This window comes from Flavisphingopyxis soli, from assembly GCF_007995095.1.
GTDB classification, from domain to species: Bacteria; Pseudomonadota; Alphaproteobacteria; order Sphingomonadales; family Sphingomonadaceae; genus Flavisphingopyxis; species Flavisphingopyxis soli.
In genome coordinates, this window is sequence record NZ_VOPY01000002.1 from 78,493 (window position 1) to 105,449 (window position 26,957).

At 66.1% G+C, this 26,957-nt stretch carries 26 protein-coding genes and 1 pseudogene; 26 read left to right on the forward strand and 1 reads right to left on the reverse strand.

The genetic code is table 11. The features are described 5' to 3' along the window. Positions 1–56: 56 nt before the first annotated feature. From argS to tatC, 8 genes are read left to right on the forward strand one after another with little or no spacing between them, the layout of a single operon-like run. The gene (argS, locus tag FSZ31_RS06965) at positions 57–1,784 is read left to right on the forward strand and encodes an arginine--tRNA ligase (RefSeq protein ID WP_147122665.1); all 1,728 of its coding nucleotides are present in this window, start codon (positions 57–59) and stop codon (positions 1,782–1,784) included. Then, entirely contained in the window at positions 1,784–2,476 is a 693-nt protein-coding gene (locus FSZ31_RS06970; RefSeq protein WP_147122666.1) for an SPOR domain-containing protein, read from the forward strand. The genes argS and FSZ31_RS06970 overlap by 1 nt, the downstream gene beginning before the upstream one ends. A gap of 22 nt (positions 2,477–2,498) precedes the next feature. Next, positions 2,499–3,512, forward strand: coding sequence for a beta-N-acetylhexosaminidase (gene nagZ, locus FSZ31_RS06975; RefSeq protein ID WP_147122667.1), 1,014 nt, complete (start codon positions 2,499–2,501; stop codon positions 3,510–3,512). A gap of 2 nt (positions 3,513–3,514) precedes the next feature. After that, a complete protein-coding gene (locus FSZ31_RS06980; protein ID WP_147122668.1) occupies positions 3,515–4,303 on the forward strand; it encodes a segregation and condensation protein A in 789 nt (262 codons plus the stop codon). Next, positions 4,300–4,929 (forward strand): SMC-Scp complex subunit ScpB, encoded by a 630-nt coding sequence (gene scpB / locus FSZ31_RS06985; protein WP_147122669.1) that lies wholly within the window; start codon positions 4,300–4,302, stop codon positions 4,927–4,929. The genes FSZ31_RS06980 and scpB overlap by 4 nt, the downstream gene beginning before the upstream one ends. Positions 4,930–4,972: 43 nt before the next feature. After that, positions 4,973–5,254, forward strand: coding sequence for a twin-arginine translocase TatA/TatE family subunit (locus tag FSZ31_RS06990; RefSeq protein WP_147122670.1), 282 nt, complete (start codon positions 4,973–4,975; stop codon positions 5,252–5,254). 36 nt (positions 5,255–5,290) lie between these two features. Then, the gene (gene tatB / locus FSZ31_RS06995) at positions 5,291–5,671 is read left to right on the forward strand and encodes a Sec-independent protein translocase protein TatB (RefSeq protein WP_147122671.1); all 381 of its coding nucleotides are present in this window, start codon (positions 5,291–5,293) and stop codon (positions 5,669–5,671) included. Beyond that, positions 5,668–6,447 carry a twin-arginine translocase subunit TatC gene (tatC, locus tag FSZ31_RS07000; RefSeq protein WP_147122672.1) on the forward strand — a complete coding sequence of 260 codons (780 nt, stop codon included), beginning with the start codon at positions 5,668–5,670 and terminating at the stop codon, positions 6,445–6,447. Before tatB ends, tatC begins: the two co-directional genes overlap by 4 nt. Before the next feature lie 30 nt (positions 6,448–6,477). On the opposite strand, the gene FSZ31_RS07005 is transcribed toward tatC, so the two are convergent. Then, complete coding sequence (locus FSZ31_RS07005; RefSeq protein WP_147122673.1) at positions 6,478–6,606, reverse strand: entericidin A/B family lipoprotein; 129 nt, start codon at positions 6,604–6,606, stop codon at positions 6,478–6,480. Between the two features lie 442 nt (positions 6,607–7,048). Between FSZ31_RS07005 and FSZ31_RS07010 the strand changes: the two genes are divergently transcribed. The 18 genes and pseudogenes from FSZ31_RS07010 to ftsZ form a co-directional block, all read left to right on the forward strand. Beyond that, entirely contained in the window at positions 7,049–7,402 is a 354-nt protein-coding gene (locus FSZ31_RS07010) for a hypothetical protein (RefSeq protein ID WP_147122674.1), read from the forward strand. After that, the gene (locus tag FSZ31_RS07015; RefSeq protein WP_147122675.1) at positions 7,402–8,634 is read left to right on the forward strand and encodes a Gldg family protein; all 1,233 of its coding nucleotides are present in this window, start codon (positions 7,402–7,404) and stop codon (positions 8,632–8,634) included. The genes FSZ31_RS07010 and FSZ31_RS07015 overlap by 1 nt, the downstream gene beginning before the upstream one ends. Positions 8,635–8,854: 220 nt before the next feature. Continuing rightward, positions 8,855–9,364, forward strand: coding sequence for a division/cell wall cluster transcriptional repressor MraZ (locus tag FSZ31_RS07020; RefSeq protein ID WP_147122676.1), 510 nt, complete (start codon positions 8,855–8,857; stop codon positions 9,362–9,364). An 8-nt stretch (positions 9,365–9,372) separates the two neighbouring features. Beyond that, positions 9,373–10,344 carry a 16S rRNA (cytosine(1402)-N(4))-methyltransferase RsmH gene (gene rsmH / locus FSZ31_RS07025; RefSeq protein ID WP_147122677.1) on the forward strand — a complete coding sequence of 324 codons (972 nt, stop codon included), beginning with the start codon at positions 9,373–9,375 and terminating at the stop codon, positions 10,342–10,344. Beyond that, positions 10,338–11,012: a hypothetical protein gene (locus tag FSZ31_RS07030; RefSeq protein ID WP_147122678.1), complete on the forward strand. Its 675-nt coding sequence runs from the start codon at positions 10,338–10,340 to the stop codon at positions 11,010–11,012. The genes rsmH and FSZ31_RS07030 overlap by 7 nt, the downstream gene beginning before the upstream one ends. Further along, positions 11,009–12,703, forward strand: a complete 1,695-nt coding sequence (locus FSZ31_RS07035) for a peptidoglycan D,D-transpeptidase FtsI family protein (protein ID WP_147122679.1) — start codon at positions 11,009–11,011, stop codon at positions 12,701–12,703. The genes FSZ31_RS07030 and FSZ31_RS07035 overlap by 4 nt, the downstream gene beginning before the upstream one ends. Then, the gene (locus tag FSZ31_RS07040; protein WP_147122680.1) at positions 12,703–14,142 is read left to right on the forward strand and encodes a UDP-N-acetylmuramoyl-L-alanyl-D-glutamate--2,6-diaminopimelate ligase; all 1,440 of its coding nucleotides are present in this window, start codon (positions 12,703–12,705) and stop codon (positions 14,140–14,142) included. The genes FSZ31_RS07035 and FSZ31_RS07040 overlap by 1 nt, the downstream gene beginning before the upstream one ends. Then, complete coding sequence (locus FSZ31_RS07045) at positions 14,139–15,545, forward strand: UDP-N-acetylmuramoyl-tripeptide--D-alanyl-D-alanine ligase (RefSeq protein WP_147122681.1); 1,407 nt, start codon at positions 14,139–14,141, stop codon at positions 15,543–15,545. The genes FSZ31_RS07040 and FSZ31_RS07045 overlap by 4 nt, the downstream gene beginning before the upstream one ends. Before the next feature lie 3 nt (positions 15,546–15,548). Then, positions 15,549–16,619 carry a phospho-N-acetylmuramoyl-pentapeptide-transferase gene (gene mraY / locus FSZ31_RS07050; RefSeq protein ID WP_147122682.1) on the forward strand — a complete coding sequence of 357 codons (1,071 nt, stop codon included), beginning with the start codon at positions 15,549–15,551 and terminating at the stop codon, positions 16,617–16,619. Beyond that, positions 16,616–17,932 carry a UDP-N-acetylmuramoyl-L-alanine--D-glutamate ligase gene (gene murD, locus FSZ31_RS07055; RefSeq protein WP_147122683.1) on the forward strand — a complete coding sequence of 439 codons (1,317 nt, stop codon included), beginning with the start codon at positions 16,616–16,618 and terminating at the stop codon, positions 17,930–17,932. Before mraY ends, murD begins: the two co-directional genes overlap by 4 nt. Next, a complete protein-coding gene (locus FSZ31_RS07060) occupies positions 17,929–19,170 on the forward strand; it encodes an FtsW/RodA/SpoVE family cell cycle protein (protein WP_147122684.1) in 1,242 nt (413 codons plus the stop codon). The genes murD and FSZ31_RS07060 overlap by 4 nt, the downstream gene beginning before the upstream one ends. Continuing rightward, positions 19,167–20,327, forward strand: a complete 1,161-nt coding sequence (gene murG, locus FSZ31_RS07065) for an undecaprenyldiphospho-muramoylpentapeptide beta-N-acetylglucosaminyltransferase (protein ID WP_147122685.1) — start codon at positions 19,167–19,169, stop codon at positions 20,325–20,327. The genes FSZ31_RS07060 and murG overlap by 4 nt, the downstream gene beginning before the upstream one ends. Next, on the forward strand, positions 20,324–21,757 hold the full coding sequence (murC, locus tag FSZ31_RS07070) for a UDP-N-acetylmuramate--L-alanine ligase (RefSeq protein WP_147122686.1): 1,434 nt from the start codon (positions 20,324–20,326) through the stop codon (positions 21,755–21,757). The genes murG and murC overlap by 4 nt, the downstream gene beginning before the upstream one ends. Further along, positions 21,757–22,656, forward strand: a complete 900-nt coding sequence (gene murB / locus FSZ31_RS07075; RefSeq protein WP_147122687.1) for a UDP-N-acetylmuramate dehydrogenase — start codon at positions 21,757–21,759, stop codon at positions 22,654–22,656. Before murC ends, murB begins: the two co-directional genes overlap by 1 nt. Next, positions 22,653–23,594 carry a D-alanine--D-alanine ligase gene (locus FSZ31_RS07080; RefSeq protein WP_147122688.1) on the forward strand — a complete coding sequence of 314 codons (942 nt, stop codon included), beginning with the start codon at positions 22,653–22,655 and terminating at the stop codon, positions 23,592–23,594. The genes murB and FSZ31_RS07080 overlap by 4 nt, the downstream gene beginning before the upstream one ends. After that, a complete protein-coding gene (locus FSZ31_RS07085; protein ID WP_147122689.1) occupies positions 23,591–24,496 on the forward strand; it encodes a cell division protein FtsQ/DivIB in 906 nt (301 codons plus the stop codon). Before FSZ31_RS07080 ends, FSZ31_RS07085 begins: the two co-directional genes overlap by 4 nt. 3 nt (positions 24,497–24,499) lie before the next feature. Next, the gene (ftsA, locus tag FSZ31_RS07090) at positions 24,500–25,753 is read left to right on the forward strand and encodes a cell division protein FtsA (RefSeq protein WP_147122690.1); all 1,254 of its coding nucleotides are present in this window, start codon (positions 24,500–24,502) and stop codon (positions 25,751–25,753) included. 141 nt (positions 25,754–25,894) lie between these two features. Beyond that, positions 25,895–26,947 (forward strand): annotated as a pseudogene (gene ftsZ / locus FSZ31_RS13135) (cell division protein FtsZ); the annotation flags it as partial. Between the last annotated feature and the right edge of the window lie 10 nt (positions 26,948–26,957).

Below are 26,957 nucleotides of genomic sequence, written 5' to 3' on the forward strand. Positions count from 1 at the left end.
GGCAATACGCCGCGGCCCCGGCGTTTTCCCCATGACCAGCCACCGGATATTCGCTTGTGACCCTTTATACCCGTTTCCGTAAGCAACTCGACGCGGCGCTCGATGCGCTCGTCGCCGCCGGCACGCTGCCTGAGGGGCTGGCGCGGGGCGCGGTGACCGTCGAACCGCCGCGCGACCCGGCGCACGGCGATCTTGCCACCAACGCCGCGATGGTCCTCGCCAAGCCTGCCGCCACCAATCCGCGTGCGCTGGCCGAAGCGATTGCCGAGCAGCTGCGCCTGATCGACGAGGTCGCCAAAGTCGATGTCGCGGGTCCGGGCTTCATCAACCTGCGGCTGGTGCCCAACATATGGTCCGACGAACTGCGCACGATTGCGGAAGAGGGCGGCGACTATGGCCGCTCCGACGCGGGCGCAGGCGTGAGCGTCAATATCGAATATGTCTCGGCCAACCCGACCGGGCCGATGCACATGGGCCATTGCCGCGGCGCGGTGGTCGGCGACGCGCTCGCCGACCTGCTCGAATTTGCGGGCAACACGGTAACCCGCGAATATTACGTCAACGACGCCGGCGGCCAGGTCGATACGCTCGCGCGCTCGGCGCACCTGCGTTATCGCGAGGCGCTTGGCGAGGATATCGGCGAGATTCCCGAAGGCCTCTATCCCGGCGATTATCTGATCCCGGTCGGCACGCTGCTCGCCGAGACCTATGGTGACCGCTTTGTCGCCGCCCCCGAAGCCGATTGGCTCGCCGAGTTCCGCACGCGCACCGTCGCTGCGATGATGGACATGATCCGCGCCGATCTCGCGCTGCTCGGCATCCGCCACGACGTTTTCGCATCGGAAGCCGAACTGCAGGCGGCGGGCAAGCCCGACGATGCCGAAGCATGGCTGCGCGCACGCGACCTCGTTTATGACGGCGTCCTCGAAGCGCCCAAGGGCGAAACGCCCGATGACTGGGAGCCGGTTGAGCTGCCCCTGTTCCGCTCGACCAGGTTCGGCGACGACCAGGACCGCCCGATCAAGAAGTCGAACGGCAGCTGGACCTATTTCGGCGCCGATCTCGCTTATCATTACCAGAAGGCGCAAAGTTCCGACGAGCTGATCGATATCTGGGGCGCCGACCATGCCGGTACGGTCAAGCGGATCAAGGCGGCGGTGGCTGCGCTGACCGAGGAAAAGACGCGTTTCGACGTCAAGCTGGTCCAGATGGTCCGGCTGCTGCGTGCGGGCGAACCGATCAAGATGAGCAAACGCTCGGGCAATTTCGTCACCCTCGCCGATGTCGTCGGCGAAGTCGGCAAGGATGTCGTCCGTTTCACGATGCTGACGCGCAAGGCCGATGCGCAGATGGATTTCGATTTCGCCAAGGTCGTCGAGGCGAGCCGCGACAACCCCGTCTGGTACGTCCAGTACGCGCACGCCCGGATCGCTTCGCTGCATCGCAAGATCGCCGAGCTCGGCATTGCGCTGACCGCTCCCGACCTGTCGCGGCTGGTCGAGGATGAACTCGCCGTGGTTCGCCTGGCAGCGCAATTCCCTCGGATCGTCGAAGCGGCGGCGGCGGCGCGCGAGCCGCACCGCATCGCCTTTTATCTCGGTGACCTCGCCGCGGCGTTCCACGCGTTGTGGAACGTCGGCAACGACGATCCCGCGCGGCGCATGATCGTCGCCGCCGATCCGATGCTGACCTCGACGAGGCTTTTCATGGCCGATCAAATCGGGCAGGTTATTCGCAACGGTCTCGCGCTCATGGGGGTCGAGGCCGCCGAGGAGCTGAACTGATGGACGACGAGCGTAGCGGTCTGGATCTCGAACAGGACGACAGCCTTCCGTGGCTCGAGCCGGTCGACGATTACGATAGCGAACCCGGCAGCTCGCCTGTCAAGCTGGCACTGGTCGTTATCGCGGGTCTCGCGGTCATCGCGCTCGCGGTGTTCGCCGTCTTCTGGGTTCAAAGCAATCCGCGCGGCGGCGAGGGCGAGCTGATCGTCGCCGAGCAGGACGATTACAAGGTCCCCGCCAGCAATACCGAAGCGCGCACCTTCGAAGGCGAAGGCGACACGAGCTATGCTGCCAGCGAGGGCAACGAGCCCGACGGCAAGATCGACCAGTCGCTCGCGCCCGAGGCGCCCGCGATTGGCGCAGCGGCGAATAATGCTCCGGCCAAGACCGCTACGCCGACGACCACGCCCGCCAAGCCGGTCGAAGAGGCCACTGCTTCGGCTCCTGTGGCGACCGGCAGCGTGACGCTTCAGCTCGGCGCGTTCGCCAGCCGCAAGGGCGCCGATACCGCCTGGACCTCGCTCACCAAACGCATTCCCGCGTTGACCGGCTATGCGCCGGCAATCTCGTCGGCCAGCGTCGGCGGCGGCACGGTCTATCGCCTGCGCACCACCGCCAAGTCGAAAACCGCTGCGGCCAGACTGTGCGAGGCGGTTCGCGCCAAGGGCGAAAATTGCCTCGTCGTCGGGTGATGGCGACGCTTCGAGACGCGCTGTGACTCCCGCTATCTTCGGCATGTCGGCGACCGCGCTGACACGCGACGAAACCGGTTTTTTCAAGGATGCCGACCCGGCGGGCTACATCCTGTTCGGGCGCAACATCGAAACCCCCGATCAGGTCCGCGCGCTGACCGACGAACTGCGCAGCCTGCACGGGCGCGACGATCTGGCGATCCTGATCGACCAGGAAGGTGGCCGCGTCGCGCGGCTCAAGTCGCCCACCTGGCCCGAATTCCCCACCGGCGAAACATTCGACCGCCTGTACGACATCGCCCCTGCCACCGCGATCGAGGCGGCGCGGATCAACGCACTGGCGCTCGCCGACGTGCTCCACGCGCTTGGCATCACGGTCGATTGCCTGCCGCTGCTCGACGTCCGCCAGCCGGGCGCCGACGACATCATCGGTGATCGCGCACTCGGGTCCGATCCGATGCGCGTCGCCGCGCTCGGCCGGGCGATCATCGACGGACTGCGCGGTGGCGGCGTGGTCGGCGTCGTCAAGCATATCCCCGGCCATGGCCGCGCGCTGTGCGACAGCCACAAGGCATTGCCGCGCGTCAGCGCGAGCGATGCCGAACTCGCCAGCGACCTCGCCCCGTTCATCGCGCTCAACGAGGCGCCGATGGCGATGACCGCGCACATTGTTTACGAAGCCTGGGACGCCGAGCATCCGGCCACGCAATCAAGGATCGTCATCGACGATATCATTCGCGGCCGGATCGGTTTCGATGGGCTGCTGATGAGCGATGATCTCGACATGGAGGCGCTGAGCGGCACCGTTCCCGAACGCGCCAGCCGCGCGATCGCCGCTGGCTGCGACCTCGCGCTTAACTGCTGGGCCAAGATGGACGACATGGTCGGTATCGCCGACGCCTTGCCCGCCATCACTCACGCGGCAAAAGCGCGACTTGACGGTGCGATGGCGCGCATTGCGGGCCCGCGCGACGAACGCCCCTATGCCGAGCTGGCGGCGCAGCGCGATGCACTGATCGCCGCGGCGGCGGCCTGATCATGGCGCAGGGCGATCCCGGCGCCGACAGTTTCGAGTTGCCGGTGACCGCGGCCGCCCCGGTCGGCGAGGATGTCTTTACGGTCGAACTCGACAACTGGGAGGGGCCACTCGACCTGCTGCTGACGCTGGCGCGGCGCCAGAAGGTCGATCTCAAGGCGATCTCGATCCTCGATCTGGTCGAGCAATATCTCGGTTTCATCGCCGAGGCGACCGACATGAAGCTCGAGATCGCGGCCGACTATCTCGTCATGGCGGCGTGGCTCGCCTATCTCAAATCGGGCCTGTTGCTGCCCGGTGATCCCGATCTCGACCCGTCGCCCGAGACGCTGGCGCTGCGCCTCCAGCTCAGGCTTCAGCGGCTCCATGCGATGCGCGAGGCGGCGGCACGGCTGATGGCGCGCGACCGCACCGGGCGCGACGTCTTCGTGCGCGCCGCGCCCGAGGGGCTGCGGACGGTCAAGAAGCGGCAATGGACCGCGTCACTCTACGATCTGCTCGTCTCCTACGGCCGCGTCCAGGCGCGCACCGCGCCAGTCACCCACATGGTCGCCAATCGCCAGGTGATGACGCTCGATGCCGCGCTCGAGCGCGTCGCGCGGCTGGTTGGCGCCACGATCGACTGGACCCGGATCGAGGCGTTCCTGCCCGAAAGTTATGCCGGGTCGCTGCGCAAGTCGGCGCTGGCGTCGAGCTTTCTCGCCGCGCTCGAACTTGCGCGGCAGGGCAAGGTCACGCTGCGCCAGGATGGCGCGTTCGCACCGCTATATCTGAAAGGCGGTTCGGCATGAGCGCTTCCGCTGGCGACGCTCCCGACGATTTCGAACGCGCGGTCGAGGCGGCGGTGTTCGCCGCCGACGCGCCGATGAGCCCCGCCGAGATTGCTGCCTATGTCGGCGACGGGCCGGTCGGAGATGCGCTCGCGGCGATTGCGCAGCGCCACGCCGGCCATGGTATCGAGCTCGTCGAACGGGGCGGGCGCTGGCATTTCCAGACCGCCGCCGACCTCGCGCACCTGCTCCGCCGCGAGCGTGACGAACCGCGCAAGCTGACGCGCGCCGGGCTCGAGGTGCTGGCGATCATTGCCTATCACGAGCCGGTCAGCCGCGCCGAGATCGAATCAATCCGCGGCGTCCAGACCGCCCGAGGGACGCTCGACGTGCTGATGGAGGCGGGTTGGATCCGTCCCGCCGGCCGCCGCGACGTGCCCGGACGGCCGATCATTTATCGCACGACGCCCGACTTCCTGACGCACTTCGGCCTCGAGAGCCGCAAGGATCTGCCGGGGATCGACGATCTCAAGGCCGCGGGATTGCTCGATCCGGTCGATGATGCGCTCGAGGACGCTCTTGAAGATGCGATCGGCAATGACGAATTAACGCGGGCCGAACTGGTAAAGGATGGCGAGACCGAGTAGGATCGCACTCTGGTATTCAAGGCGGGATTTACGGAGTATTTCGATGGGTGGTTTCAGCATCTGGCACTGGCTCGTATTGGGCGTCATCGTCCTGCTGTTGTTCGGCAAGGGGCGGTTTTCGGACATGATGGGCGATGTCGCCAAAGGCATCAAAAGCTTCAAGCAGGGCATGAGCGAAGACGACGCCAAGCCCGATGGCTCGCCGACCGCACATGGCCGGATCGAAGTCCAGCCGCCTCGCGACCTGTCGGCATCGCCGCCACCGGCCGAACAGCCGCATGTCGCGCCTGCGCCATCCGAACCCGGCGACGGCCGCCAGGGCTAGGCCCGACTGAAAAGGGGCCGCGGGGCCGCCAATCCTATGTTCGATATCGGATCGACCGAATTGCTGATGGTCGCGGTGGTGGCCTTGGTCGTCATCGGACCCAAGGACCTGCCCAAGGCGATGCGTGTCGTCGGCCATTGGGTCGGCAAGGCGCGGGGCTTTGCGCGCCAGATGCGCGCGGGCTTCGACGACATCGTGCGCGAGAGCGAGCTCGCCGAACTCGAAAAGAAATGGGCTGAGGAAAACGCCCGGATCATGCGTGAATTTCCCTCGACCGGCGATACGGTAGAAATGCAGCCGCTGGCGCCGCCTGCTGCGACAACGGCTGATGAACCGTTGCTGCCCGGGATCGACGAGAGCAAGGCTTCGCCTGACGATGCATCGCCCGGCACCGACGAACGGGGATCGGCGCAGTGACCGATCAGGACGCCCCGCCCGAGGCCGGCGAGATCGACGCCAGCAAGGCGCCGTTGCTCGAGCATCTGATCGAATTGCGCTCGCGGCTCTTGTGGTCGCTTGCGGCGATCGTCGTCGCTTTTTTCGGCTGCCTCTATTTCGCGCGCGACATCTTTGCGTTCCTCGTCCAGCCGCTGGTTGCGGCGGGGCAGGGCAAGATCATCTATACCCAGCTGTTCGAAGCGTTCTTCGTCGAGATCAAGGTGGCGTTGTTCGCGGCGATGATGATCGCCTTTCCGGTGATCGCCAACCAGCTGTGGAAGTTCGTCGCGCCGGGTCTTTACGGTAAGGAAAAGCGGGCGTTGCTGCCCTTCCTGCTCGCCACCCCGGTGCTCTTCGTCGCCGGTGCGAGTCTTGCCTATTACGGCGCGGTGCCGGTCGCGCTCAAGTTCCTGCTCGGCTATCAGGGCGATTATGGCGGGATCACGCAGGAGGCACTGCCCGCGGTCGGCAACTACCTCGATTTCATCATGCAGTTCATCATGGCGTTCGGCATCGCGTTCCAGCTGCCGATCCTGCTGATGTTGCTCGAGCGTGCGGGCGTCGTCAGCTATGACCAGCTGAAATCGGCCAGGCGTTATGCGATCGTTGCGGCGTTTCTCGTCGCCGCGATATTCACCCCTCCCGACGTGCTGAGCCAGTTCATGCTCGCGCTGCCAATCGTGCTGCTGTACGAAATCTCGTTGATCGCGATCCGCATCACGCAAAGAAAAAGGGCGGCTCAGCCGTCAGACTGAGTCGCCCTTTCGCCATTCGGGGTAGGCGTATCAATCGGCAGCGTCGGCAACTGTATCGCCAACCGATTCAACATCCTTGCCCATGCCGTGAATCGTGTTGCACGCCGAAATGAACAGCATGCTCGAAGCGGCGAGACCAATCAGAACCTTGCGAACCATAATCATTCTCCTTGTCTGGAGACCGGAGCATGCCGGTACCCATTGGATGACGCACTATAAACCCGCGACGGGGTTGCGGGTTCCCTTCACGCGTTAACGACCGGACCGATGTCAGAGGCATCCTGAAACCAAAGGCACGTTGAAAAGCGGGGGGTCCGAAACGAAAACCGGGCCCGGTGGCGCCTCGGGGGGGAGGGAGTGCGCGACCGGGCCCGTATCGTGGGATAGCGAGAGCGGGGGGGCAATATATTCGCTATCCGACTATCATAACGGCGCAGGACGATAGGGGTTCCCGACTTATTTAACTTTTTTGTCGAGGCACGAAAATGGTGGATTTTCGTGGGGTTTCGACCGCATCAGGCGCGTGGCGATCACGACCAGTCTGGCTATATCGCGAAAAAGCGCCAAATAGGCTTTATGGCAAAGCGTAGGGAGGCCGTTGATGGCCCTTGAGAGACAGGAAACCGAGACACAGGAAACGACCCGTCGCCTGCAGATGGGCGGCCTGGGACTGTTCGTCGTCCTGTTGATGATCAGCATTGCCGGCCTGATGGGTGAGCGCGATGGCGTCGATCGTCCGACCGACCCGACCGACGCCGCCAACGGGCTCGACATGACCGCGTCGAACGAACCGCTCGTCGACCTCGGCGTCCAGCCGCCGCTCAAGGAGACGGGCACGCAGAACGACGTCACGCCGGTGCCGCCGCCAGCGACGCAGCCCAATAGCGCGCCGCAGGTCGTTCCCGATCTCAGGCCCGACCCCGAACTCGAAAGAGCGAAGCGCCAGAACCAGTGATGCAAGCACGTGGTGCAAGCCGCTATGCCATTGCCGCGGGCGGTTTCGCAGCGCTGGTGGCAATCGGCTGGGGATTGACCCTTGGCGGCGGCCTCACGCTCGGCCGGCTCGACCCGCTGTTTTCCTTGCCCGGGCGGATCGTGGTTGCTGCGGGACTGGCGCTGGTCATGCGCCGCCGCCCCCGCGACGAAGCATTTGCCGCCGCGCTGGTCATGCTCGCCTCGAGCTTCGTCTTCGACGCGGTGCTCGGTACGGTGCTGGCGTCGCGTTTTGCCTGGCCGCAGGCGATTTTCGCAGTGGTCGTGCAGGCCGCTGCATGGGCAGCGACGCAATTCTTCATAATCCGGCTTGGCGGGCGATCGTCGGGCATCGTTTTTACCGCTCTCGCAGCAGGTGCGGCGCTGCTTGCGATCGCCGCTGGCTGGCTGACGCCCGCGCTGTATGTGCCGACGACAGGCGATCCTGCGCCAAGGCTGGCAATCGTATCGGGGGTGCCGGTCGAGTGGAGCGGTCCTGCCGACATGATGGCGATCCTTGACAACAGCGCGCAGCGATCACCGCTCCTGCCGGCGTTGGCCGAGCGATTTTCGGTTGTCCGGCCCGATATCGTCGATGCGGCGCGGCTCAGAGGCGTGGATGTCCTGTTGCTGGCCCATCCGCGCGCGTTGCAGCCTGCCGAGTTCGTCGCGATCGATCGCTGGGTCCGCGAGGGCGGCCATGCGCTGATCCTTACCGATCCGCTGCTGTCATGGCCGCCCGATTATCCGATCGGCGACCGGCGCAATCCGCCGATTACCAGCCTGCTGACGCCGGTGCTTGGCCATTGGGGTCTTGCGCTCGAACCGCCCGCCAGCGACGGCGACGATGTCTTCATGGCGGGCGACTACCGGGTCCACGCGCTGAGTACCGGCAGGTTTCGCACAAACGGTCGCGATTGCTCGATCGCCCTTGCCGGTCGCAGCGCCGATTGCAGCTTGGGCAAGGGGAGGGCGGTGCTGATCGCCGACGTTGACTTGCTCAACCCCCTTTTGTGGTCGGGCGGCGGCGATAGCGCGGCGCGCTGGCGCGAGGGTAATCTCGACTGGATCATCGGACAGATCGACCAACTGGCTGGTTCGCAACGTGCCGCGCTGGCGACTCCATCGTGGAAAACGGTGCAGCCCGGTCGTGGCGAGTCGGCAAGCCCGGCCGGTAAGTCACAGGAACAAGGCGGGAACCCGGACGATCGATGATGCAACCACACCGGCGAAAACCCGCAGAAAACCGCCTATTGGCGAAGTATCCCTAATTTTCCCGTAATATCCCCTTTTCACCCGCGCCCGTCACTGGTACACCCTTGTGAGAGAGGGGCACTTTTCCGTGCTGCGCTAATTCCCGGACCGCCGATCATGCGCGCGGCCCGTCGGAGACGGCTGTGTCCCGCTCGGGCGGCTTGGTATCGAGGGGTGAACAGTGGCAGTCCCAGGGCTCTTTTCCGGACCCGCGATTTCCGCGATTGACGACAAGGGTCGTCTCGCCGTGCCTGCCAACCTGCGCAATTCGATCCCCGCCGACGCCGACAGCCCGAGCGACGCCAAGGGCGGCCGCACGCTGTGCATCACCCGCCACGAACGCTCCGACTGCCTGATCGCTTTTGGCCCCGACCGCCTCCGCAAGATGCAGGATGCGATCGAGCGCGAAGAGCAGGTCGCCCTTGCCCGCGGCGAGGATTACGACCGCGACGCCGCAAATCGCCGCAAGTTCGGCCTCGTAGAGACCGTGACGCTCGACGGCAGCGGCCGGTTCATCGTGCCGCCCTTCCTCAAGGACGTCGGCAAGCTCGACCGCCAGGTCTTCTTCCACGGCGCCGGCGAATATTTCGAACTGTGGGATCCCGAGGTCCTGCTCGCGCGCGACGACAGCTACGAGCCGCTCAAGCAGGCCTGCCGCTTCTACCGCGACAATGCGGGCAAGAAGAAGTGAGCGCGCCCGTGACCCAGTCCGACAGCGCTCCGCATGTCCCCGTCCTGCGCGACGAGGTGATTGCCGCGCTGGCACCGCAGCCGACCGAGACGCATGTCGACGGCACCTTCGGTGCGGGCGGCTATTCGCGCGCCTTGCTCGCTGCGGGCGCACGCGTCGTTGGCATCGACCGCGACCCCGATGCGGTAGCAACGGGCCGCGAGCTCGAAGCTGAAAATGCCGATTTCACGATGATCGCGGGTCTGTTCTCCGATCTCGCCAGCCAGCTCGCGGAGCGCGACATCGATCAGGTCGACGGCGTCACCTTCGACATCGGCGTGTCGTCGATGCAGTTCGACCAGGGGACACGCGGCTTTTCGTTCCAGGCCGACGGTCCGCTCGACATGCGCATGAGCCAGGCGGGGATGACCGCCGCCGAATGGCTCAACAGCGCCGACGAGGCCGACATCGCCGACGTTATCTATCGCTATGGCGAGGAGCGCCGTTCGCGCCGGATCGCGCATGCCATCGTCGCGGCGCGCCCGCTGACGACGACCGGCGAGCTCGCCCGCATCGTCCGCAAGGCGGTCGGCCACAAGCCGCACGACAAGAAGGACCCCGCGACGCGGGCGTTCCAGGCCATTCGGATATTCATCAATGCCGAACTCGAGGAGCTCGAACGCGGTCTCGCCGCCGCCGAGCGGGTGCTGAGGCCAGGCGGCCGTCTTGCCGTCGTCAGCTTTCACAGCCTCGAGGATCGCATCGTCAAAAGGTTTCTCAAACGCCGGAGCGGGGCGTTGGGAGCCGGGTCGCGTCACCACCCACCCACCCACCCCGACGCGCCGGCTCCCACTTTCTCTTCGCTCGCCAAAGCGGTTCGCGCATCGGACGCGGAAATAGCCCGCAATCCGCGCGCGCGATCAGCGACGTTGCGCGCCGGGATCCGCAGCGCCGCGCCGGCCTGGGATGAAACATTTGATCGGGAGTCCGCGGCATGTTGATGGCAGCGCGCAAATTGCAGGGTATCGGTCTTGTCCTGTTCGTCCTGATGTTCGCGATGACGCTCTATCCGGTGTCGCTGCGCGTCGCGGCAACGCGCAGCGAGCTGGCCCAGGTCGAATATGACGTGCTGCAGACGCGGCTCAACATCCGCTATCTCGAAACCGAATTCAGCGCGCGTTCGAGCCTGCGCCAGCTCGAGCGCTGGAACGCCGAGTCGCTCGGCTATGCCGCCCCCGAGGCGGCGCAGTTCCTGTCGGGCGAACGTGCGCTGGCCCAGCTCGACAGCCTGCAGCCCGTCGCCGGACCACGCGCCGACCGCGCCTTGCTGGCGGTGGCCGAAGTGCCGCCGGTAGCGCCGCGATCGGCAACGCAGATGATCATCGACGCGTCGATCCCGTCGGCCCAGGCACGCGAGCCGGTTCGTCCGCAGGTCGCCGACAAGCCCGCCAGACCGGTCGGCGCAAAGGCACCAGCGGCGGTGGCGGCCAAGACGCCGACCGCCACGACCAAACCCGCCACCGCTAAGGTTGCGCCCGCGGCGTCTGGCCAGGCCGCCAAGCAGGATCGCCGCCTCGCGATGCTCGATCAGCAGTTGCTGACGCCCGCCGCGCTCAACGCGATCGACAGCGCCGCGCGTGCGGAGGCGGGTGCGGGCCGCGCCCAATGACGACCCTGGTCGCGCGTCCGGACCGGGTCCGGCTGGCCGGTCAACGGCAGCGCGCGATGATGACCGCGCACCAGCGTCTGATGATCCTGATGCTGCTGTTCATCGTCGCGATCATCGTCATCGGTGGCCGGACGCTGGCATTCGCCTTTATCGACGACGCGCATGGCAGCGGGCGCGGCGGTTCGGCGATGATCCCGGCGCGCGCCGACATCGTCGATCGCAACGGCGTACCGCTCGCGCGGACGATCGACGCCTATTCGCTTCGCGTCGTGCCCTCGCGCCTGATGAACGATCCGCGTCGCCTCGCCGCCGACCTCGCCGCGATATTCCCTGACACCAGCGCCGATACCTTTTACGCCAAGATTACCGGCAAGAACCCGACGCTGCTGCGCCGCCGGGCGCTCCCCGAAGAGGTCGCAGCGGTCAACGCACTGGGCGAGGTCGGTTTCGAATATCCGCGAGTCAAGGAACGCCTCTATCCGCAGCACACCCTCGCTGCGCACGTTCTCGGCTTTACCGGGGCCGATCATCGCGGTGTGATCGGCGTCGAAAAGGCCTTTGACGAGCGATTGTCCGATCCCGCATTACGCGGCGAGCCGCTGGTGCTGTCGATCGACAGCAGGGTGCAGGCGACGCTCGAAAGCGAACTCTATACCGCGATGGTCAATCTCGAGGCGCAGGGCGCGGCGGGCATCGTCCTCGACGTATCGAGCGGCGAAGTGCTCGGCATGGCATCGTTGCCGGTGTTTAACCCCAACAAGATCGTCAGCGGGTCGAACGCGGCGCGCAAGAACGCGGTCACCTACAATCTCTATGAGCTTGGCTCGACCTTCAAGCCGCTGACCATCGGCAAAGCGATGGACATCGGCGTCGTGACCAGCATGTCGCGGCGCTACGATGCGACCAAGCCGCTCAAGGTCGGGCGGTTCGCCATCCATGACAGCCATAATATGGGCCGCTGGCTCAACGTCCCCGAAACATTGATCCATTCGTCGAACGTCGTGACCGCGCAGATCGCCGACGAGATGGGCCAGGCGCCGCTTGAACAACTGTTCCGCAGTCTCGGTTTCGACAACCGGCCGCAGATCGAGCTCAAGGAGCGGGCCTTTCCGCTGTGGCCGCGCAGCTGGGGCCGACTGACGACGATGACGACGAGCTATGGCCATGGCATCGCGGTGACGCCGCTCCACCTTGCCAGCGCCTATGGCGCGCTGGTCAACGGCGGCACATTCTATCCCGCGACCTTGCTCAAGACCGAGCGTGGACGCCAACCGGCGGGCAAGCGTGTTTTTTCCGAAGCGACCAGCGCGCGGATGCGCCAGTTGCTGCGCATGATCGTCGTCGATGGCACCGGTACCAAGGCCGACGCGCCGGGCTTTCGCGTCGGTGGCAAGACGGGTTCGGCAGAAAAGCCGAGCGCAGGCGGTTATGCCCACCATTCGCTCGTTTCGACCTTCGTTGCAGCGTTCCCGATGGACAATCCGCGCTATGTCGTCCTCGCGATGATCGACGAACCGAAGGGCAATGCCTATAGCTCGGGTCAGCGCACGGCGGGATGGACTGCCGCGCCGGTAGTAAGGAACGTCGTTATGCGGATCGGCCCGATGCTCGGCATCATCCCCGACCAGAACCGCGATGTCGACTTGAGCGATCTCGAACCCCTGTTGTGGAAACCGAAAGGGGAGAATTGATGCGGCTCGACGCGCTGGTCGGAGCCACTTCTGCCGGTCTCGGCGACTGCACGGTCACCGGTTTTGCCATCGATCACCGCAAAGTCGCGCCGGGCAATGTGTTCGGCGCCTTTCCCGGTTCGACCGTAAACGGCGAAGACTATATCGCCGAGGCGATCAGGCTTGGTGCGATCGCTGTCGTCGCGCGGCCCGAGGCCACCGTCGCGGGCGCGCTTCACATCGCCGATGCCAATCCGCGTCGCCGCTTTGCCGAGATCGCGGCGCGGTATTATCACCGGTTTCCCGCCACCGTCGTCGCGGTCACCGGGACCAACGGCAAGACTTCGACCGTCGAGATGACGCGCCAGCTGTGGATGATGGCGGGCCACCAGGCGGCCTCGATCGGTACGCTTGGCATCACCACCGCCGACGAACAGGTCAAGACCGGCCTGACGACACCCGATGTCGCGACATTCCTCGCCAACATGGCTGGGCTGGCGCAGGAAGGCGTCGGGCATGTCGCCTATGAGGCATCGAGCCACGGTCTCGACCAGCATCGCTGCGAGGGGCTCGACGTCGTCGCTGGAGCGTTCACCAACTTTACCCGCGACCATCTCGATTATCATGGCGACATGGCGAGCTATTTCGCCGCCAAGATGCGCCTGTTCGACGATGTCGTCGCGCCGGGCGGGAGCGCGGTGATCTGGGCCGACGACCCGAAATCAGCCGAGGTTGCCAAATGTGCTGCCGAGCGTGGCCTGACGGTCCTGACGGTGGGCCGCGACGGCGAAGCGCTGCGCCTGGCGGCGCGCGAACCCACCCCGCTCGGCCAACGCCTGACGATCGACGGCGGCTATGGGACGCACATCGTCATGCTGTCGCTGATCGGTGCCTATCAGGCAGCCAACGCGTTGGTTGCGGCAGGTCTGGTCATCGCGACCGGCGGCGATCCGGCGACGACGCTCGCCAACCTCGCGCGGTTGCAGCCGGTGCGCGGACGGCTCGAACGCGCGACGATCACCCGCGAAGGCGCGCCGGTCTATGTCGATTACGCGCACACCCCCGATGCACTCGAGGCGGCGCTTGCTGCGCTGCGTCCGCATGCGACGGGCAAGCTCATCCTCGTCTTTGGCGCAGGCGGCGATCGTGATGTCGGCAAGCGCGCCGAAATGGGTGCTGTCGCCGCGCGGCTCGCCGATGTCGCCATCGTCACCGACGACAATCCGCGCTCCGAAGATCCCGCCGCCATCCGCGCCGAGATCCTGACCGCGCTGCCCGACGGCATAGAGATCGGCGACCGGCACGCGGCGATCGCGCACGCCATCGCCATCGCCGAGCATGACGACATCATCTGCCTAGCTGGCAAGGGGCATGAGGTCGGGCAGATCATCGGCGCGGGCGACAGCCTGCGCATCCTGCCCTTCGACGACGTTGCGGTCGCGCGCGAGTGCGCGGCATGACGGGCGCGTTGTGGACCGGCAGCGAGATCGCCGCGGCGACCGGGGGGACACTGCACGGCGACGATTTCGAGGCCTTCGGCGTCGCTTTCGATTCGCGCGAGATCGAGGTGCGCGAAGCGGGCGGCGACCTGTTCATCGCGATGCGCGGCGAGGAGGCCGATGGGCACGATTATCTCGCCAAGGCATTCGCCAACGGAGCGAGCGGGGCGGTTGTCGAGCGGACGACCGATGCGCTTGAAGGCCAATCCTATGTCATCGTCGCCGATTCGATGGCGGCGCTCGAAGCGCTGGGTCGCGCGGCGCGGGCGCGGGCAGGCGCTGCGACGATTATCGGTGTGACCGGATCGGCGGGCAAGACGGGAACCAAGGAGGCGCTGTTTCACGCGCTCGATCGCGCGGCGCGCGGTTCGGTGCATCGGTCGGTCAAGAGTTACAACAACCATACCGGCGTGCCGCTGAGCCTTGCGCGGATGCCGCGCGACACGCGCTTTGGCATTTTCGAAATGGGGATGAACCATCCCCGCGAACTGGCCGCGCTGACGCAATTCGTGCGGCCGCATATCGCGATCGTCACGACGGTCGCCCCGGCGCATCAGGAATTTTTCGCCAGCGTCGAGGCGATCGCCGATGCCAAGGCCGAGATCTTCGAGGGGCTCGAGGACGGTGGTGTCGCAATTGTCCCGTTCGACAATCCACACGGCGCGCGGCTCACCGCCGCGGCGGCGCATCATGCGGCGAGCGTGGTGAGCTTCGGCACGCGTGATGGCGCCGATGTCCAGGCTTGCGAATGGGTCGATGTGCCCGAGGGCGGATCGCTGATCACGGCAAAGCTGCCCGGCGGCGAGCTGTGCTTCACCATCTCGGCTCCGGGCGATCACTGGGTCGCCAACGCGATGGCGGTGCTTGCCGCGGTCGAGGCGGCGGGGGCCGATTTGGGCGCGGCGGGCCTCGCGCTTGCCGAACTGCCCGGCCTTGCCGGACGCGGCGCGCGCCATGTCGTGCCGGTTGGTGCGGGCGAGGCGCTTCTCATCGACGAAAGCTATAATGCCAACCCGGCATCGATGGCGGCGACTTTGGCCCAGCTCGGCCGCGAACCGGCGACGCGGCGGATCGCGGTGCTCGGCGCGATGAAGGAACTCGGCAGCGAAAGCGCGGCCTATCATGCCGCCATTGCCGATCCCTTGCTCGCCGCTGCGGTGGACATTGCGGTGCTTGTCGGCGACGAGATGACGCCGCTCGCCAAAAGGCTTGAGGATTCATGCGCAATCGCGCATCTGCCCGACGGCGACGCGGCACTGGCCTGGCTGTCGGACAATCTGGCGGCGGGCGATGCCGTCCTCATCAAGGGTTCGAACGCCGTCGGTCTCGGCAAGGTCGTCGCCACATTGACGCGCGGGAGTTAGAACATGTTGTATTGGCTGGCCGAAACACTCGGCTTCCCTGGTGTTTTGAACCTCATCCGCTACCTCACCTTTCGCTCGGGCGCGGCGGTCGCGACCGCGATGCTGATCGGCCTTTTGATCGGCCCGTGGCTGATCCGCTTGCTGCGCCGCAAGCAGGGCAGGGGACAGCCGATCCGCAGCGACGGCCCGCAGACGCACCTCGTCAAACAGGGCACGCCGACGATGGGCGGGCTGTTGATGCTGATCGCGATTGCGGTGTCGCTGCTGCTCTGGATGGATTTGAAGAGCCACCTTGTGTGGGCGACGGTGCTCGTCACCCTTGGCTTTGCCGCGATCGGTTTCATCGACGATTACGACAAGGTCGCCAAGGCGAGCCATCGCGGGATCCCTGCAAAACTGCGCCTTCTGCTTGAATTCGCGATCGCCGGCGCGGCCGCGTGGATCATCCTGCGCGACGCGCCGCATCTGCTCTATCTGCCCTTCATCAGCAACGCCGGCATCGATCTCGGGCCGTTCTATTTCGTCTTTGCCGCTTTCACGATCGTCGCCTTCGGCAATGCGGTCAATCTGACCGACGGGCTCGACGGCCTCGCGACGATGCCGGTGGTGATCGCCAGCGTGACCTTCATGGTCATCGTCTATCTCGTCGGCAGCAGCAAATTCGCGACCTATCTCGGTATTCCGCATGTCCCCGGCGCGGGCGAACTGGCGATCGTGTGCGGCGCGATCATCGGTGCGGGGCTCGCTTTTCTCTGGTTCAATTCGCCACCCGCCTCGGTCTTCATGGGCGATACCGGCAGCCTCGCCTTGGGCGGCGCACTCGGGACGATCGCGGTCGCATCGCGTCATGAAATCGTCCTCGGTATCGTCGGCGGGTTGTTCGTCATCGAGGCGCTGTCGGTGATCATCCAGGTGCTCGTCTACAAACGCACCGGGCGACGTGTCTTTCGCATGGCGCCGATCCACCACCATTTCGAGCAGCTTGGCTGGCCCGAATCGAAGGTCGTCATCCGCTTCTGGATCTTCAGCATCGTGCTGGCGCTGGCGGGTCTCGCCACGCTGAAGCTGCGGTGATCGTCAGCCCGGCCTTTGCCGGTAAGCATTATGCCGTGCTCGGCCTCGCGCGCTCGGGCCTCGCCACGGTCGAGGCGCTGAGCGCGAGCGGCGCAAAGATTACCGCATGGGACACGCGCGAGGATGCGCGCGCCGCGGTGCGTCATCTCGCCACGATCGCCGATCCGACCGAGATCAACCTCGCCGGTTTCGACGGCATCGTCGTCTCGCCCGGCGTGCCGCTCAACCGCCATCCGATCACCGGGCGCGCCGCAGCCGCGGGTGTTCCCATCATCGGCGACATCGAACTGTTCGCGCTCGCCCGGCCGGACCTTCCCGTCCACAAGGTCGTCGGCATTACCGGCACCAACGGCAAATCGACAACCACCGCGCTGGTCGCGCACATCGTCCGCAATGCCGGTCGCCCGGTGCGCATGGCGGGCAATATCGGCCTGCCGATCATGGGGCAGAATCCGCTTGGCCCCGGCGGCGTTTATGTCCTCGAGTTGTCGAGCTACCAGATCGACCTGACGCGCAGCCTCGATTGCGATATCGCCGCCCTGCTCAACCTGTCGCCCGACCATCTCGACCGCTATTCGGGCTTTGCCGCCTATATCGCGTCGAAGGCGCGATTGTTCGCGATGCAGTCGAGCGGCCATGCCAGGATCATCGCGGTCGACGGGCCCGAAACGACGCGGCTTGCCGACACGATCGACGGCGTCCGCCGCGTCCGCGCTGCCGAGACCGGCGACCAGTCGCACTGGCCCGCGCTGCAGGGCCCGCATAATGCCCAGAACATCGCGGTCGCGCTGGCGATCGCCGACGCGCTCGGCATCCGGCGCAGCTCGGCCGAGGCCGCGCTCGCCAGCTTTGCCGGCCTGCCGCACCGGATGGAGCTGGTCGGCGAGGCGAGCGGCGTCCTGTTCGTCAATGACAGCAAGGCGACCAACGCCGCGAGCGCCGCACCCGCGCTCGCCGCCTGGCCGCCGATGCCCAATCCGCGCATCCACTGGATCGTCGGCGGCATCGCCAAGGAAGACGGGCTGGGCGAGTGCGGCGACTGGATCGGCCATGTCGCGCGCGCCTATACGATCGGCGAATCGGGCGCGATGTTCGCCGCCGCGCTCAACGGGCGCGTCGCGGTCGAGGAATGCGAAATGCTCGGCACCGCGGTCAAGCACGCGATCGATCGCGCCAGGCCCGGCGATGTCGTCCTGCTCTCGCCCGCCTGCGCATCGTTCGACCAGTTCAAGGATTACGAAGCGCGCGGCGATGCGTTTCGCGCGCTGACCGTCTCGCTTGCGCCCGGTGCGCGCCCGGTGGCGCCGCGATGAGCGACGATCGCCCGCAACCGCGCCGCCGCGTTGCGCCTGTTGCCGCGCCTCTGTTCGGCGGGGCCAAGCCGCATAGCGGGCCGCGCCTCAGCCGCGCCGACCGCAGTGCGCTGGGCATCTGGTTCTGGGAAATCGACCGCGTCCTGCTGTTGTTGCTGACGATCCTGATCGCGATCGGCCTCGTCGCGGTAGCTGCCGCTTCGCCCGTCGCGGCGGCCAAGCAGTCGACCGCGGCGACGACGATCGCGCCGCTTTATTATCTCTATCGGCAGATATTGTGGGTGCTCCTCGCGGTTCCGGCGATGCTGGTTGTGTCGATGCTGCCGCGCGCGCAGGCCCGCCGGCTCGCCATTTATGCGACACTCGTATTCCTCGCGCTGCTGTTCCTCGTCCCGATCCTCGGGACGACGGTCAACGGTGCCGCGCGCTGGATCGGCAGCGGCGTGTTCCGCCTCCAGCCGTCCGAATTCCTCAAGCCGTTCTTTGTCGTCACGCTCGCCTGGACGCTGTCGCTCAAGGTCGAGGATGATAGCCTGCCGGTCGTGCCGCTGTCGTTCGCGCTGACCACCGTCATCGCGCTGCTGCTACTCAACCAGCCCGATCTCGGCCAGACGATCATCTTCTGTTCGAGCTGGCTGGTCCTGATGGTCGTTGCCGGCATGTCGTTCCGGATCGTCGGCGGATTGATCGGCGCCGGGCTCGCCGGGCTCGTTTCGGCCTATTTCTTCTATCCCGTCGCGACGACGCGGATCGACATCTGGCTGTTCGGCGAGGGCGACAGCTTCCAGGTCGAAAAGGCGCATGCGGCGCTGACCGGCGGCGGGTTGATCGGTACCGGGCCGGGCGCGGGAATTGCCAAGTTTGCGCTGCCCGAGGCGCATACCGACTATATCTTTTCGGTAATCGGCGAGGAATTCGGCCTGATCGCCTGCGTCGCGATCGCCTGCCTCTATCTTGCGATCATCATCCGCGTTTTGCTGCGCCTGCTCGACGAGGAAGACCAGTTCACGATCCTCGCGGTCGCGGGCCTCGTGACGCAATTCGGCGGGCAGGCGATCATCAACATGGCGGTCAATACGCAGCTGTTTCCGTCGAAGGGGATGACCTTGCCGTTTATCAGCTATGGCGGTTCGTCATTGATCGCGCTCGGGCTCGGCATGGGTTTGCTGTTGTCACTGACCCGCCGCAATCCCTATCTGTCGCGTTCCACCCTCGACAACGACTGGAATCCGCAATGAGTGTCAGCCGCCATTATGTTCTCGCCGCGGGCGGTACCGGGGGGCACATGATCCCCGCCTACGCGCTCGGCGAAGAGCTGATCGCGCGGGGCCATCACGTCGCGCTGATCACCGACGAGCGCGGTGCGAAGATTCCCGGCGCGTTCGAAAAGGGTCAGGTCCACATGCTGCCCGCCGGACGGTTCGCGGGCGGTCCGATCGGCTGGCTCAAGGCGCTGATCGGTATCAAGCGCGGGCGCGACATGGCGCTGCGCCTTTATGACACCTTTCAGCCGACCGCGGTGATCGGCTTTGGCGGCTATCCTGCGCTGCCCGCGCTGCTCGCTGCGCGCAAGGCGGGGGTGGCGACGCTGGTCCACGAACAGAACGCCGTGCTGGGCCGGGTCAATCGCCTCGTCGCCAAGCAGGTCGATGCCATCGCGACCTCGTTCGAGAGCGTCGAGCGGGTCCCCGCCAAGGCGCGCAGCAAGGTCCACCTCGTCGGCAATCCGGTGCGCGAGAGCGTCGTCGCGCTGAGGGGAAAGGGATTTCCGGCCTATGACGAACACGGCGTGCTGCGGATCCTCGTGACCGGCGGCAGCCAGGGCGCGAGCATCCTGTCCGAAGTCGTTCCCGACGGCCTGGCGCTGCTTCCCGAGGGTTTGCGCTCGCGCTTGCAGGTCACGCAGCAGTGCCGCGCCGAAGATATCGATGCGGTGCGCGAACGCTATGCTGCCTTCGGCATCGCCGCCGACCTTGCCACCTATCTCGAGGATTTGCCCGAGCGGCTAGGCTGGTCGCATCTCGTCATCGCCCGCGCTGGCGCATCGACGCTGGCCGAGCTGACCGCTGCCGGACGGCCCGCGGTGCTCGTGCCGCTGCTGGGCGCGACCGACGATCACCAGAGCGTCAACGCGCGCGAAATGGTTGCCGCTGGCGCCGCGCGGGCGATCCCGCAACGCGCCTTTACCGCCAAGGAGCTCGCCAAGCAGGTGCAGAAACTCGCGCTGTCGCCCTCCGCGCTCGCCAACGCAGCGATGCGTTCGCTCGAATGCGGTCGCCCGAACGCTACGCGCGACCTTGCCGACCTCGTCGAAAATGCCGGAGGCGAACCGTTGATGGACGTCATCCGGATCGAGCGCGGCACGCCTTCGGCCAGCGGAGCACTTGCGACATGAAGGCTGTTGGTACCGACATCGGGATGATCCATTTCATCGGCATTGGCGGCATCGGCATGTCGGGCATCGCCGAGGTGATGCACAATCTCGGCTATGCCGTGCAGGGCAGTGACATCGCCGACAGCTATGTCACCGAAGGCCTGCGCGCCAAAGGCATCGCCATCGCGATTGGCCACGATCCCGAAAACCTTGGCGAGGCGGCAGTGGTCGTCACCTCGACTGCGGTGCGGCGCGGCAATCCCGAGGTCGAGGCGGCGCTCGCGCGGCGCATCCCGATCGTTCGCCGCGCAGAAATGCTCGCCGAGCTGATGCGCCTCAAATCGACCGTCGCGATCGCCGGCACGCACGGCAAGACGACGACGACATCGATGGTCGCGGCGATCCTCGACGCGGGCGGGATCGACCCGACGGTGATCAACGGCGGCATCATCAACAGCTACGGCTCGAACGCGCGGCTCGGTGCGAGCGACTGGATGGTCGTCGAGGCCGACGAGAGCGATGGCAGTTTCCTGAGGCTCGACGGGACGATCGCGGTCGTCACCAACATCGATCCCGAGCATCTCGATCACTATGGCGACTTCGACAAGGCCAAGGAGGCCTATATCGAATTCATCGAGAACGTGCCGTTCTATGGCGCTGCGATCCTGTGTCTCGACCATCCCGAGGTCCAGGCGATCATTCCGCGCATCCGCGATCGGCGGATCGTCACCTACGGCTTTTCGGCGCAGGCCGATGTTCGCGGGGTCAACATCCAGCCGGCGCTCGGCGGCAATCGCTTCGACGTCGTCGTGCGCGATCGCGACGGCGGCGAACGCACGATCGAGGGCGTGTCGTTACCGATGTCGGGTCGACACAACGTGCAGAACGCGCTCGCGGCGATTGCGGTCGCGCTCCACATGGGCTGTTCGGATGATGTCGTGTGCAACGGCTTTGCCAACTTCGACGGCGTCAAACGGCGCTTTACCAAGGTCGGACAGATCGCCTGCGGCGACGGCTGCGCGCTCGTTATCGACGATTATGCCCACCACCCGGTCGAGATTCGTGCGGTCCTGTCGGCGGCGCGCGAAGGACTCGTCGGCCAGCCGGGCGGGCGCGTTATCGCGGTCGTCCAGCCGCACCGGTTTTCGCGGCTCGGCGATCTGATGGACGAGTTCCGCCAGGCGTTCAACGATGCCGATGCGGTCTATGCGCTGCCCGTCTACGCGGCGGGCGAGGATCCGATTGAAGGGATCAATTCCGAAGCGCTGGTCGCGGGGCTGCGCGATCGCGGTCACCACGCCGCGTACGCCGTTGCCTCGCCCGAGGACCTCGCCGAGCGTCTCTCCGACGAGGTCAAGGCGGGCGATTTCGTCGTCTGCCTCGGCGCGGGTGACATTACCAGGACCGCTGCCGGGCTCGCCGATGCGATCCACGCGGTGAAGACGCGATGATGGCTGATCTGGCCGAAATGCCGGGAGTCCGCGGCAAGCTCACGCCCGACGCACCGCTGGCGCCGCTCGTCTGGTTCAAGGCGGGTGGGCGCGCCGACTGGCTGTTCGAACCCAAGGACGCCGACGACCTCGCCGAATTCCTGCGCGCGCTCGATCCCGCCATGCCCGTCATGGGCCTCGGCCTGGGGTCGAACCTGATCGTTCGCGACGGCGGCGTGCGCGGAGTTGTCGTTCGGCTTGCCAAGCCCATGGGCGCAATCGAAGCGATCGACGAGACGACCTTGCGCTGCGGCGGCGGTGCGTCGGGGATCGCGGTCTCGTCTGCGGCGCGCGATGCGGGCATCGCGGGGCTCGAGTTCCTGCGCGGCATTCCCGGTACCGTCGGCGGCTTCGTCCGCATGAACGGCGGCGCTTATGGCCGCGAGGTCGCCGATGTGCTGGTGTCGGCGGAGATCGTCCTGCGCTCGGGCGAGCGGCGCACGCTGGCCTGTTCAGAGCTTGGCTACAGCTATCGCCACAGCGAGCTGCCCGAACAGGCGATCGTTGTTGCTGCAACTCTGCGCGGAACTCCGGGAGACAAAACAGCGATCCAGGCCGAAATGGACCGCATCGCCGAAGCGCGCGAGGCGACGCAGCCGCTGCGCACCAAGACCGGCGGATCGACCTTCAAGAATCCCGATGGCGACAAGGCGTGGCGGCTGGTCGACGATGCCGGCTGTCGCGGATTGACGATCGGCGGCGCACAGGTCAGCGAGAAACACTGCAATTTCCTGATCAACACCGGCGATGCGTCGTCGACGGAGATCGAGGCCCTGGGCGAAGAGGTAAGACGGCGCGTGAAGGACAAGGCTGGGGTTGAGCTGCATTGGGAAATCCAGCGCGTGGGGGACCGGGCATGAGCCGCGGGCCTTGGCATGTCGCGGTCCTGATGGGCGGCTGGAGCCATGAGCGCGAGGTGTCGCTGATGAGTGGCACGGGCGTCGCCGACGCGCTCGAAAGCCGTGGCCATCGTGTCACGCGGATCGACATGGACCGCAACGTCGCCGCGACGATCACGGGGGCGCGACCCGATTGCGTGTTCAATGCACTGCACGGCGTTCCCGGCGAAGACGGCTCCGTCCAGGGGATGCTCGACCTGATGGGCGTGCCCTATACGCATTCGGGGCTCGTCACCTCGGTCATCGCGATCGACAAGGAACTGACCAAGCAGCGGCTCGTGCCGCACGGCATTCCGATGCCCAAGGGTCGGATCGTCGCGTCGGACAGCCTGTACGAAGGCGATCCCTTGCCGCGCCCCTATGTCCTGAAACCCGTCAACGAGGGCTCGTCGGTCGGCGTCGCGATCGTCACCGATGCGAGCAATTATGGCAATCCCATCGCGCGTGACGCCAAGGGTCCGTGGCAGGAATTTCCCGAACTGCTCGCCGAGCCGTTCGTCGCGGGGCATGAGCTTACCGTCGCGGTCGTCGGCGGCAAGGCGCTCGCGGTGACCGAACTCAAGCCGACACAGGGCTTTTACGATTACGACGCCAAATATACCGACGGCCTGACGCAGCATGTCTGCCCCGCCGAGATCGACCCTGAGATCGCCGACTATATGATGGAGCTGGCGATGCGCGCGCACGAACTGCTCGGCTGCAAGGGACCGTCGCGCTCTGATTTCCGCTGGGATGAAACGCAGGGCAAAGACGGCATCTTCCTGCTCGAAACCAACACCCAGCCGGGCATGACGCCGCTGAGCCTCGTTCCCGAACAGGCGAAATATGCCGGGATCGATTATGCCGAGCTGGTCGAACGGATCGTCGAGGAGGCGCTGGCCGGCGCCGAGGCGCGATGACGACCGCGAAGATCAAACGCGGCAAGCGGGCCAAACCCGCGCCGCGGCGCAAGCCCGCGCGGCGCAAGACGCAGGGGTCGCGCGTCGATGCGGTGCTGGGCGCGCTGCCGGTGAGCCGGGCGACGCTGCAACGCATCGCGACGCTGGTGATACTGTCGCTGCTCGTCGTCCTCGTCGTCGTTGCCGCCAATGTCAGCGGCGTATCGGCGAAGATCGCCGAAGAGGCCGAAAAGGCGGTCGGTCGCGCCGGGTTCGAAGTGCGCCGGGTCGAGGTCGTCGGAGTCGACCGGATCGACCAGGCCAAGGTCTATGAAATCGCGCTCAACCAGCGCAATCGTTCGATGGCGGCGGTTGATCTCGACGAGGTCCGCCGCGATCTCATGCAATATGGCTGGATCGCCGATGCGCGCGTATCGCGCCGGCTACCCGATACTCTCGTCGTCGATATCGTCGAGCGCACGCCCTCGGCGGTGTGGCAGAACAACCGGAAACTTGCGTTGATCGACAAGAACGGCGTCGTGCTCGAGCGCGTCAATGCGCGCAACGCGCCCGACCTGCCGCTCGTCATCGGTCCCAATGCCAACCGCCAGACCAAGCAGCTCGACAAGCTGCTCGATGAAGTCCCCGCGCTGCGGCCGCTGGTCGCGGGTGCGACCTGGGTCGGTAACCGGCGCTGGGACCTGCGCTTCCAGTCGGGCGAAACGCTCGCGCTGCCCGAAGGCGATGGCGAGGCCAAGGCGGCGCTGATCGACTTTGCCCGGATGGACGGCGCCAATCGCCTGCTCGGCCGCGGTATCGTCCGCTTCGACATGCGCGATCCCGACAAGTTCGTCTTCCTGCCCGGCGAGCGTGTCGCGGCCAAGCCCGTGGACAAACCCGCCGCCGACAGCGGCGAGGAATAAGCCATGGCCGCTACGCGCTACGAACGCCTGTTTACCGGGATCGACATCGGATCGGCCAAGGTCTGCGCACTGATCGCGGGCGAGGACGAAAGCGGCCGGCTGACCGTGCTCGGCACCGGCCAGCGCCAGAGCCAGGGGATCAAGCGCGGCTACGTCGTCGATCGCGACAAGGCCGAACAGGCGGTGCGCGAGGCGATCGAGCAGGCCGAACGGATTGCGGGCATCAATATCGAGCATGTCTGGGTAGGCTTTTCGGCGGGCAGCCTGTCGAGCGACACCGCGCGCGCCGAGGTCGAACTGTCGGGCCATCGCGTCGAACAGGAGGATGTCGATGCGCTGTTCGCGGCGGGGCGTGCTTCGATCGATCCCGAGGGGCGGATGATCCTTCATGCCGAACCCGCGCTCTACACGCTCGACGATCTCGCAGGCGTCAGCAGCCCGATCGGTCTCCACGCCGACAAGCTCGGTGTCGATATCCATATCGTGCTCGCCGACGGTCCGCCCGTCCGCAATCTGGAAATGTGCGTCCGCGCGGCGCATCTCGACGTCAAATCGATCGTTGCAGCGCCCGTCGCGACGGGGCTTGCCTGCCTGTCCGAAGAGGAACGCGACCTGGGCGTCGCGCTCGTCGAGATCGGTGCGGCGGTGACCAATATCTCGCTGTTCGCCGGGGGCATGCTCGTCGCCTTGTCGTCGCTGCCGTTCGGCGCGGGGGAGATCACCGACGATATCGCCAGCGCCTTCGGCATTCGCCGCAGCCAGGCCGAGCGGATGAAATGCTTTTACGGATCGGCGATGCCGAGCCCGCGCGACAACAACGACATGGTCGATATCGAGGCGGGCGACAGCGGCCAGCCGCGCCGCCAGATCACGCGTGCACAGCTGATCACGGTCATTCGCGAACGGCTCGACCACATGATCGGCGAAATCGGCAAGTGTCTCAAGGAGATGGGCTATAGTGGCCCGGTCGGGCGCCAGGTCGTCCTTGCCGGCGGCGGCGCCGACATGAAAGGCATGGCCGACTATGTGCAGGGCGCGCTCGGCCGGTCGGTGCGGATCGGTCGCCCGCGTGGCCTGTCGTCGCTGCCCGAGGCGCATAGCGGCCCGGCTTTTGCGACGATGGCGGGGCTCGTGCTCTACGCGGCGAAGGACCCGATCGACCTGCGCCGGATCGGAACGCGCAATATCGACGAGACCGCTGGCGGCAGTGGTCCGGTTCTCGCGCGGCTGATGAAGGCGTTCCGGCGGAATTTTTAGGCCAAACGATGCAATAAGGTTAATTTTTATGGTGATTCCGGCCCTCGTTTAGTGCATTGATTCTGCAACCGTTGCGCGGCGCGCGCGATGCACAAGTGAACAGTCCCGGCCAGACCGGCGGGCGAGGGGAGAATTCAGGCCATGGGTATCAACATCGGACCGCCCGAAGTCGATGAACTGAGGCCACGGATCGCCGTTATCGGCGTCGGTGGGGCGGGCGGCAACGCGATCGCCAACATGATCGCGGCGAACGTCGAAGGCGTCGATTTCATCGTCGCCAACACTGACGCCCAGGCGCTCAACGCGTCGGCCGCCGAAAGCCGTATTCAGCTCGGCCCCGATATCACCCAGGGACTTGGCGCCGGTTCGCGGCCCGAAATCGGCCGCGCCGCCGCCGAGGAAACGATCCTTTCGGTCGAGCAGGCGCTCGAGGGCGCGCATATGTGCTTCATCGCCGCGGGCATGGGCGGCGGCACCGGTACCGGTGCTGCTCCGGTCATCGCCAAGGCCGCGCGCGACCGCGGCATCCTGACCGTCGGCGTCGTCACCAAGCCGTTCACCTTCGAAGGTTCGCGCCGGATGCGTTCGGCCGATGCCGGGATCGAGGAACTGCAGGCCAATGTCGACACGCTGATCGTCATTCCCAACCAGAACCTGTTCCTCGTCGCCAATCCGAACACGACCTTCAAGGAAGCGTTCCAGATGGCCGACGAAGTGCTCCAGCAGGGCGTTCGCGGCATCACCGACCTGATGGTCATGCCGGGCCTGATCAACCTCGATTTCGCCGACGTCCGCTCGGTCATGCACGAAATGGGCAAGGCAATGATGGGTACCGGCGAAGCCGAAGGCGACGGCCGTGCGCTCGAAGCCGCCGAAAAGGCGATCGCCAATCCGCTGCTCGACGGCGTATCGATGCGCGGCGCCAAGGGGGTCATCATCTCGATCACCGGCGGCGAAGACATGCGCCTGATGGAAGTCGACGAAGCCGCCAACCACATTCGCGAGCTGGTCGATCCCGAAGCCAACATCATCTGGGGTTCGGCGTTCAACGACAGCCTCGAAGGCAAGATCCGCGTCTCGGTCGTCGCGACCGGCATCGATGCCGACGCCGATGCCGATCGCGCGCCGGTCAGCCGCGCCTTCTCGTTCCCGCCGCGCAAGCAGGCACCGGAAGCTCCCGCCGAAACTGCGCCGACGAGCATCG

Bases quoted from the DNA above. Each gene is read 5' to 3' on its own strand.
- FSZ31_RS06970 (WP_147122666.1), top strand. From the start codon at position 1,784: ATGGACGACGAGCGTAGCGGTCTGGATCTCGAACAGGACGACAGCCTT.
- FSZ31_RS06980 (WP_147122668.1), top strand. From the start codon at position 3,515: ATGGCGCAGGGCGATCCCGGCGCCGACAGTTTCGAGTTGCCGGTGACC.
- scpB (WP_147122669.1), top strand. From the start codon at position 4,300: ATGAGCGCTTCCGCTGGCGACGCTCCCGACGATTTCGAACGCGCGGTC.
- FSZ31_RS06990 (WP_147122670.1), top strand. From the start codon at position 4,973: ATGGGTGGTTTCAGCATCTGGCACTGGCTCGTATTGGGCGTCATCGTC.
- tatB (WP_147122671.1), top strand. From the start codon at position 5,291: ATGTTCGATATCGGATCGACCGAATTGCTGATGGTCGCGGTGGTGGCC.
- FSZ31_RS07005 (WP_147122673.1), bottom strand. From the start codon at position 6,606: ATGGTTCGCAAGGTTCTGATTGGTCTCGCCGCTTCGAGCATGCTGTTC.
- FSZ31_RS07010 (WP_147122674.1), top strand. From the start codon at position 7,049: ATGGCCCTTGAGAGACAGGAAACCGAGACACAGGAAACGACCCGTCGC.
- FSZ31_RS07015 (WP_147122675.1), top strand. From the start codon at position 7,402: ATGCAAGCACGTGGTGCAAGCCGCTATGCCATTGCCGCGGGCGGTTTC.
- FSZ31_RS07030 (WP_147122678.1), top strand. From the start codon at position 10,338: ATGTTGATGGCAGCGCGCAAATTGCAGGGTATCGGTCTTGTCCTGTTC.
- FSZ31_RS07035 (WP_147122679.1), top strand. From the start codon at position 11,009: ATGACGACCCTGGTCGCGCGTCCGGACCGGGTCCGGCTGGCCGGTCAA.
- FSZ31_RS07040 (WP_147122680.1), top strand. From the start codon at position 12,703: ATGCGGCTCGACGCGCTGGTCGGAGCCACTTCTGCCGGTCTCGGCGAC.
- FSZ31_RS07045 (WP_147122681.1), top strand. From the start codon at position 14,139: ATGACGGGCGCGTTGTGGACCGGCAGCGAGATCGCCGCGGCGACCGGG.
- mraY (WP_147122682.1), top strand. From the start codon at position 15,549: ATGTTGTATTGGCTGGCCGAAACACTCGGCTTCCCTGGTGTTTTGAAC.
- FSZ31_RS07060 (WP_147122684.1), top strand. From the start codon at position 17,929: ATGAGCGACGATCGCCCGCAACCGCGCCGCCGCGTTGCGCCTGTTGCC.
- murG (WP_147122685.1), top strand. From the start codon at position 19,167: ATGAGTGTCAGCCGCCATTATGTTCTCGCCGCGGGCGGTACCGGGGGG.
- murC (WP_147122686.1), top strand. From the start codon at position 20,324: ATGAAGGCTGTTGGTACCGACATCGGGATGATCCATTTCATCGGCATT.
- murB (WP_147122687.1), top strand. From the start codon at position 21,757: ATGGCTGATCTGGCCGAAATGCCGGGAGTCCGCGGCAAGCTCACGCCC.
- FSZ31_RS07080 (WP_147122688.1), top strand. From the start codon at position 22,653: ATGAGCCGCGGGCCTTGGCATGTCGCGGTCCTGATGGGCGGCTGGAGC.
- FSZ31_RS07085 (WP_147122689.1), top strand. From the start codon at position 23,591: ATGACGACCGCGAAGATCAAACGCGGCAAGCGGGCCAAACCCGCGCCG.
- ftsA (WP_147122690.1), top strand. From the start codon at position 24,500: ATGGCCGCTACGCGCTACGAACGCCTGTTTACCGGGATCGACATCGGA.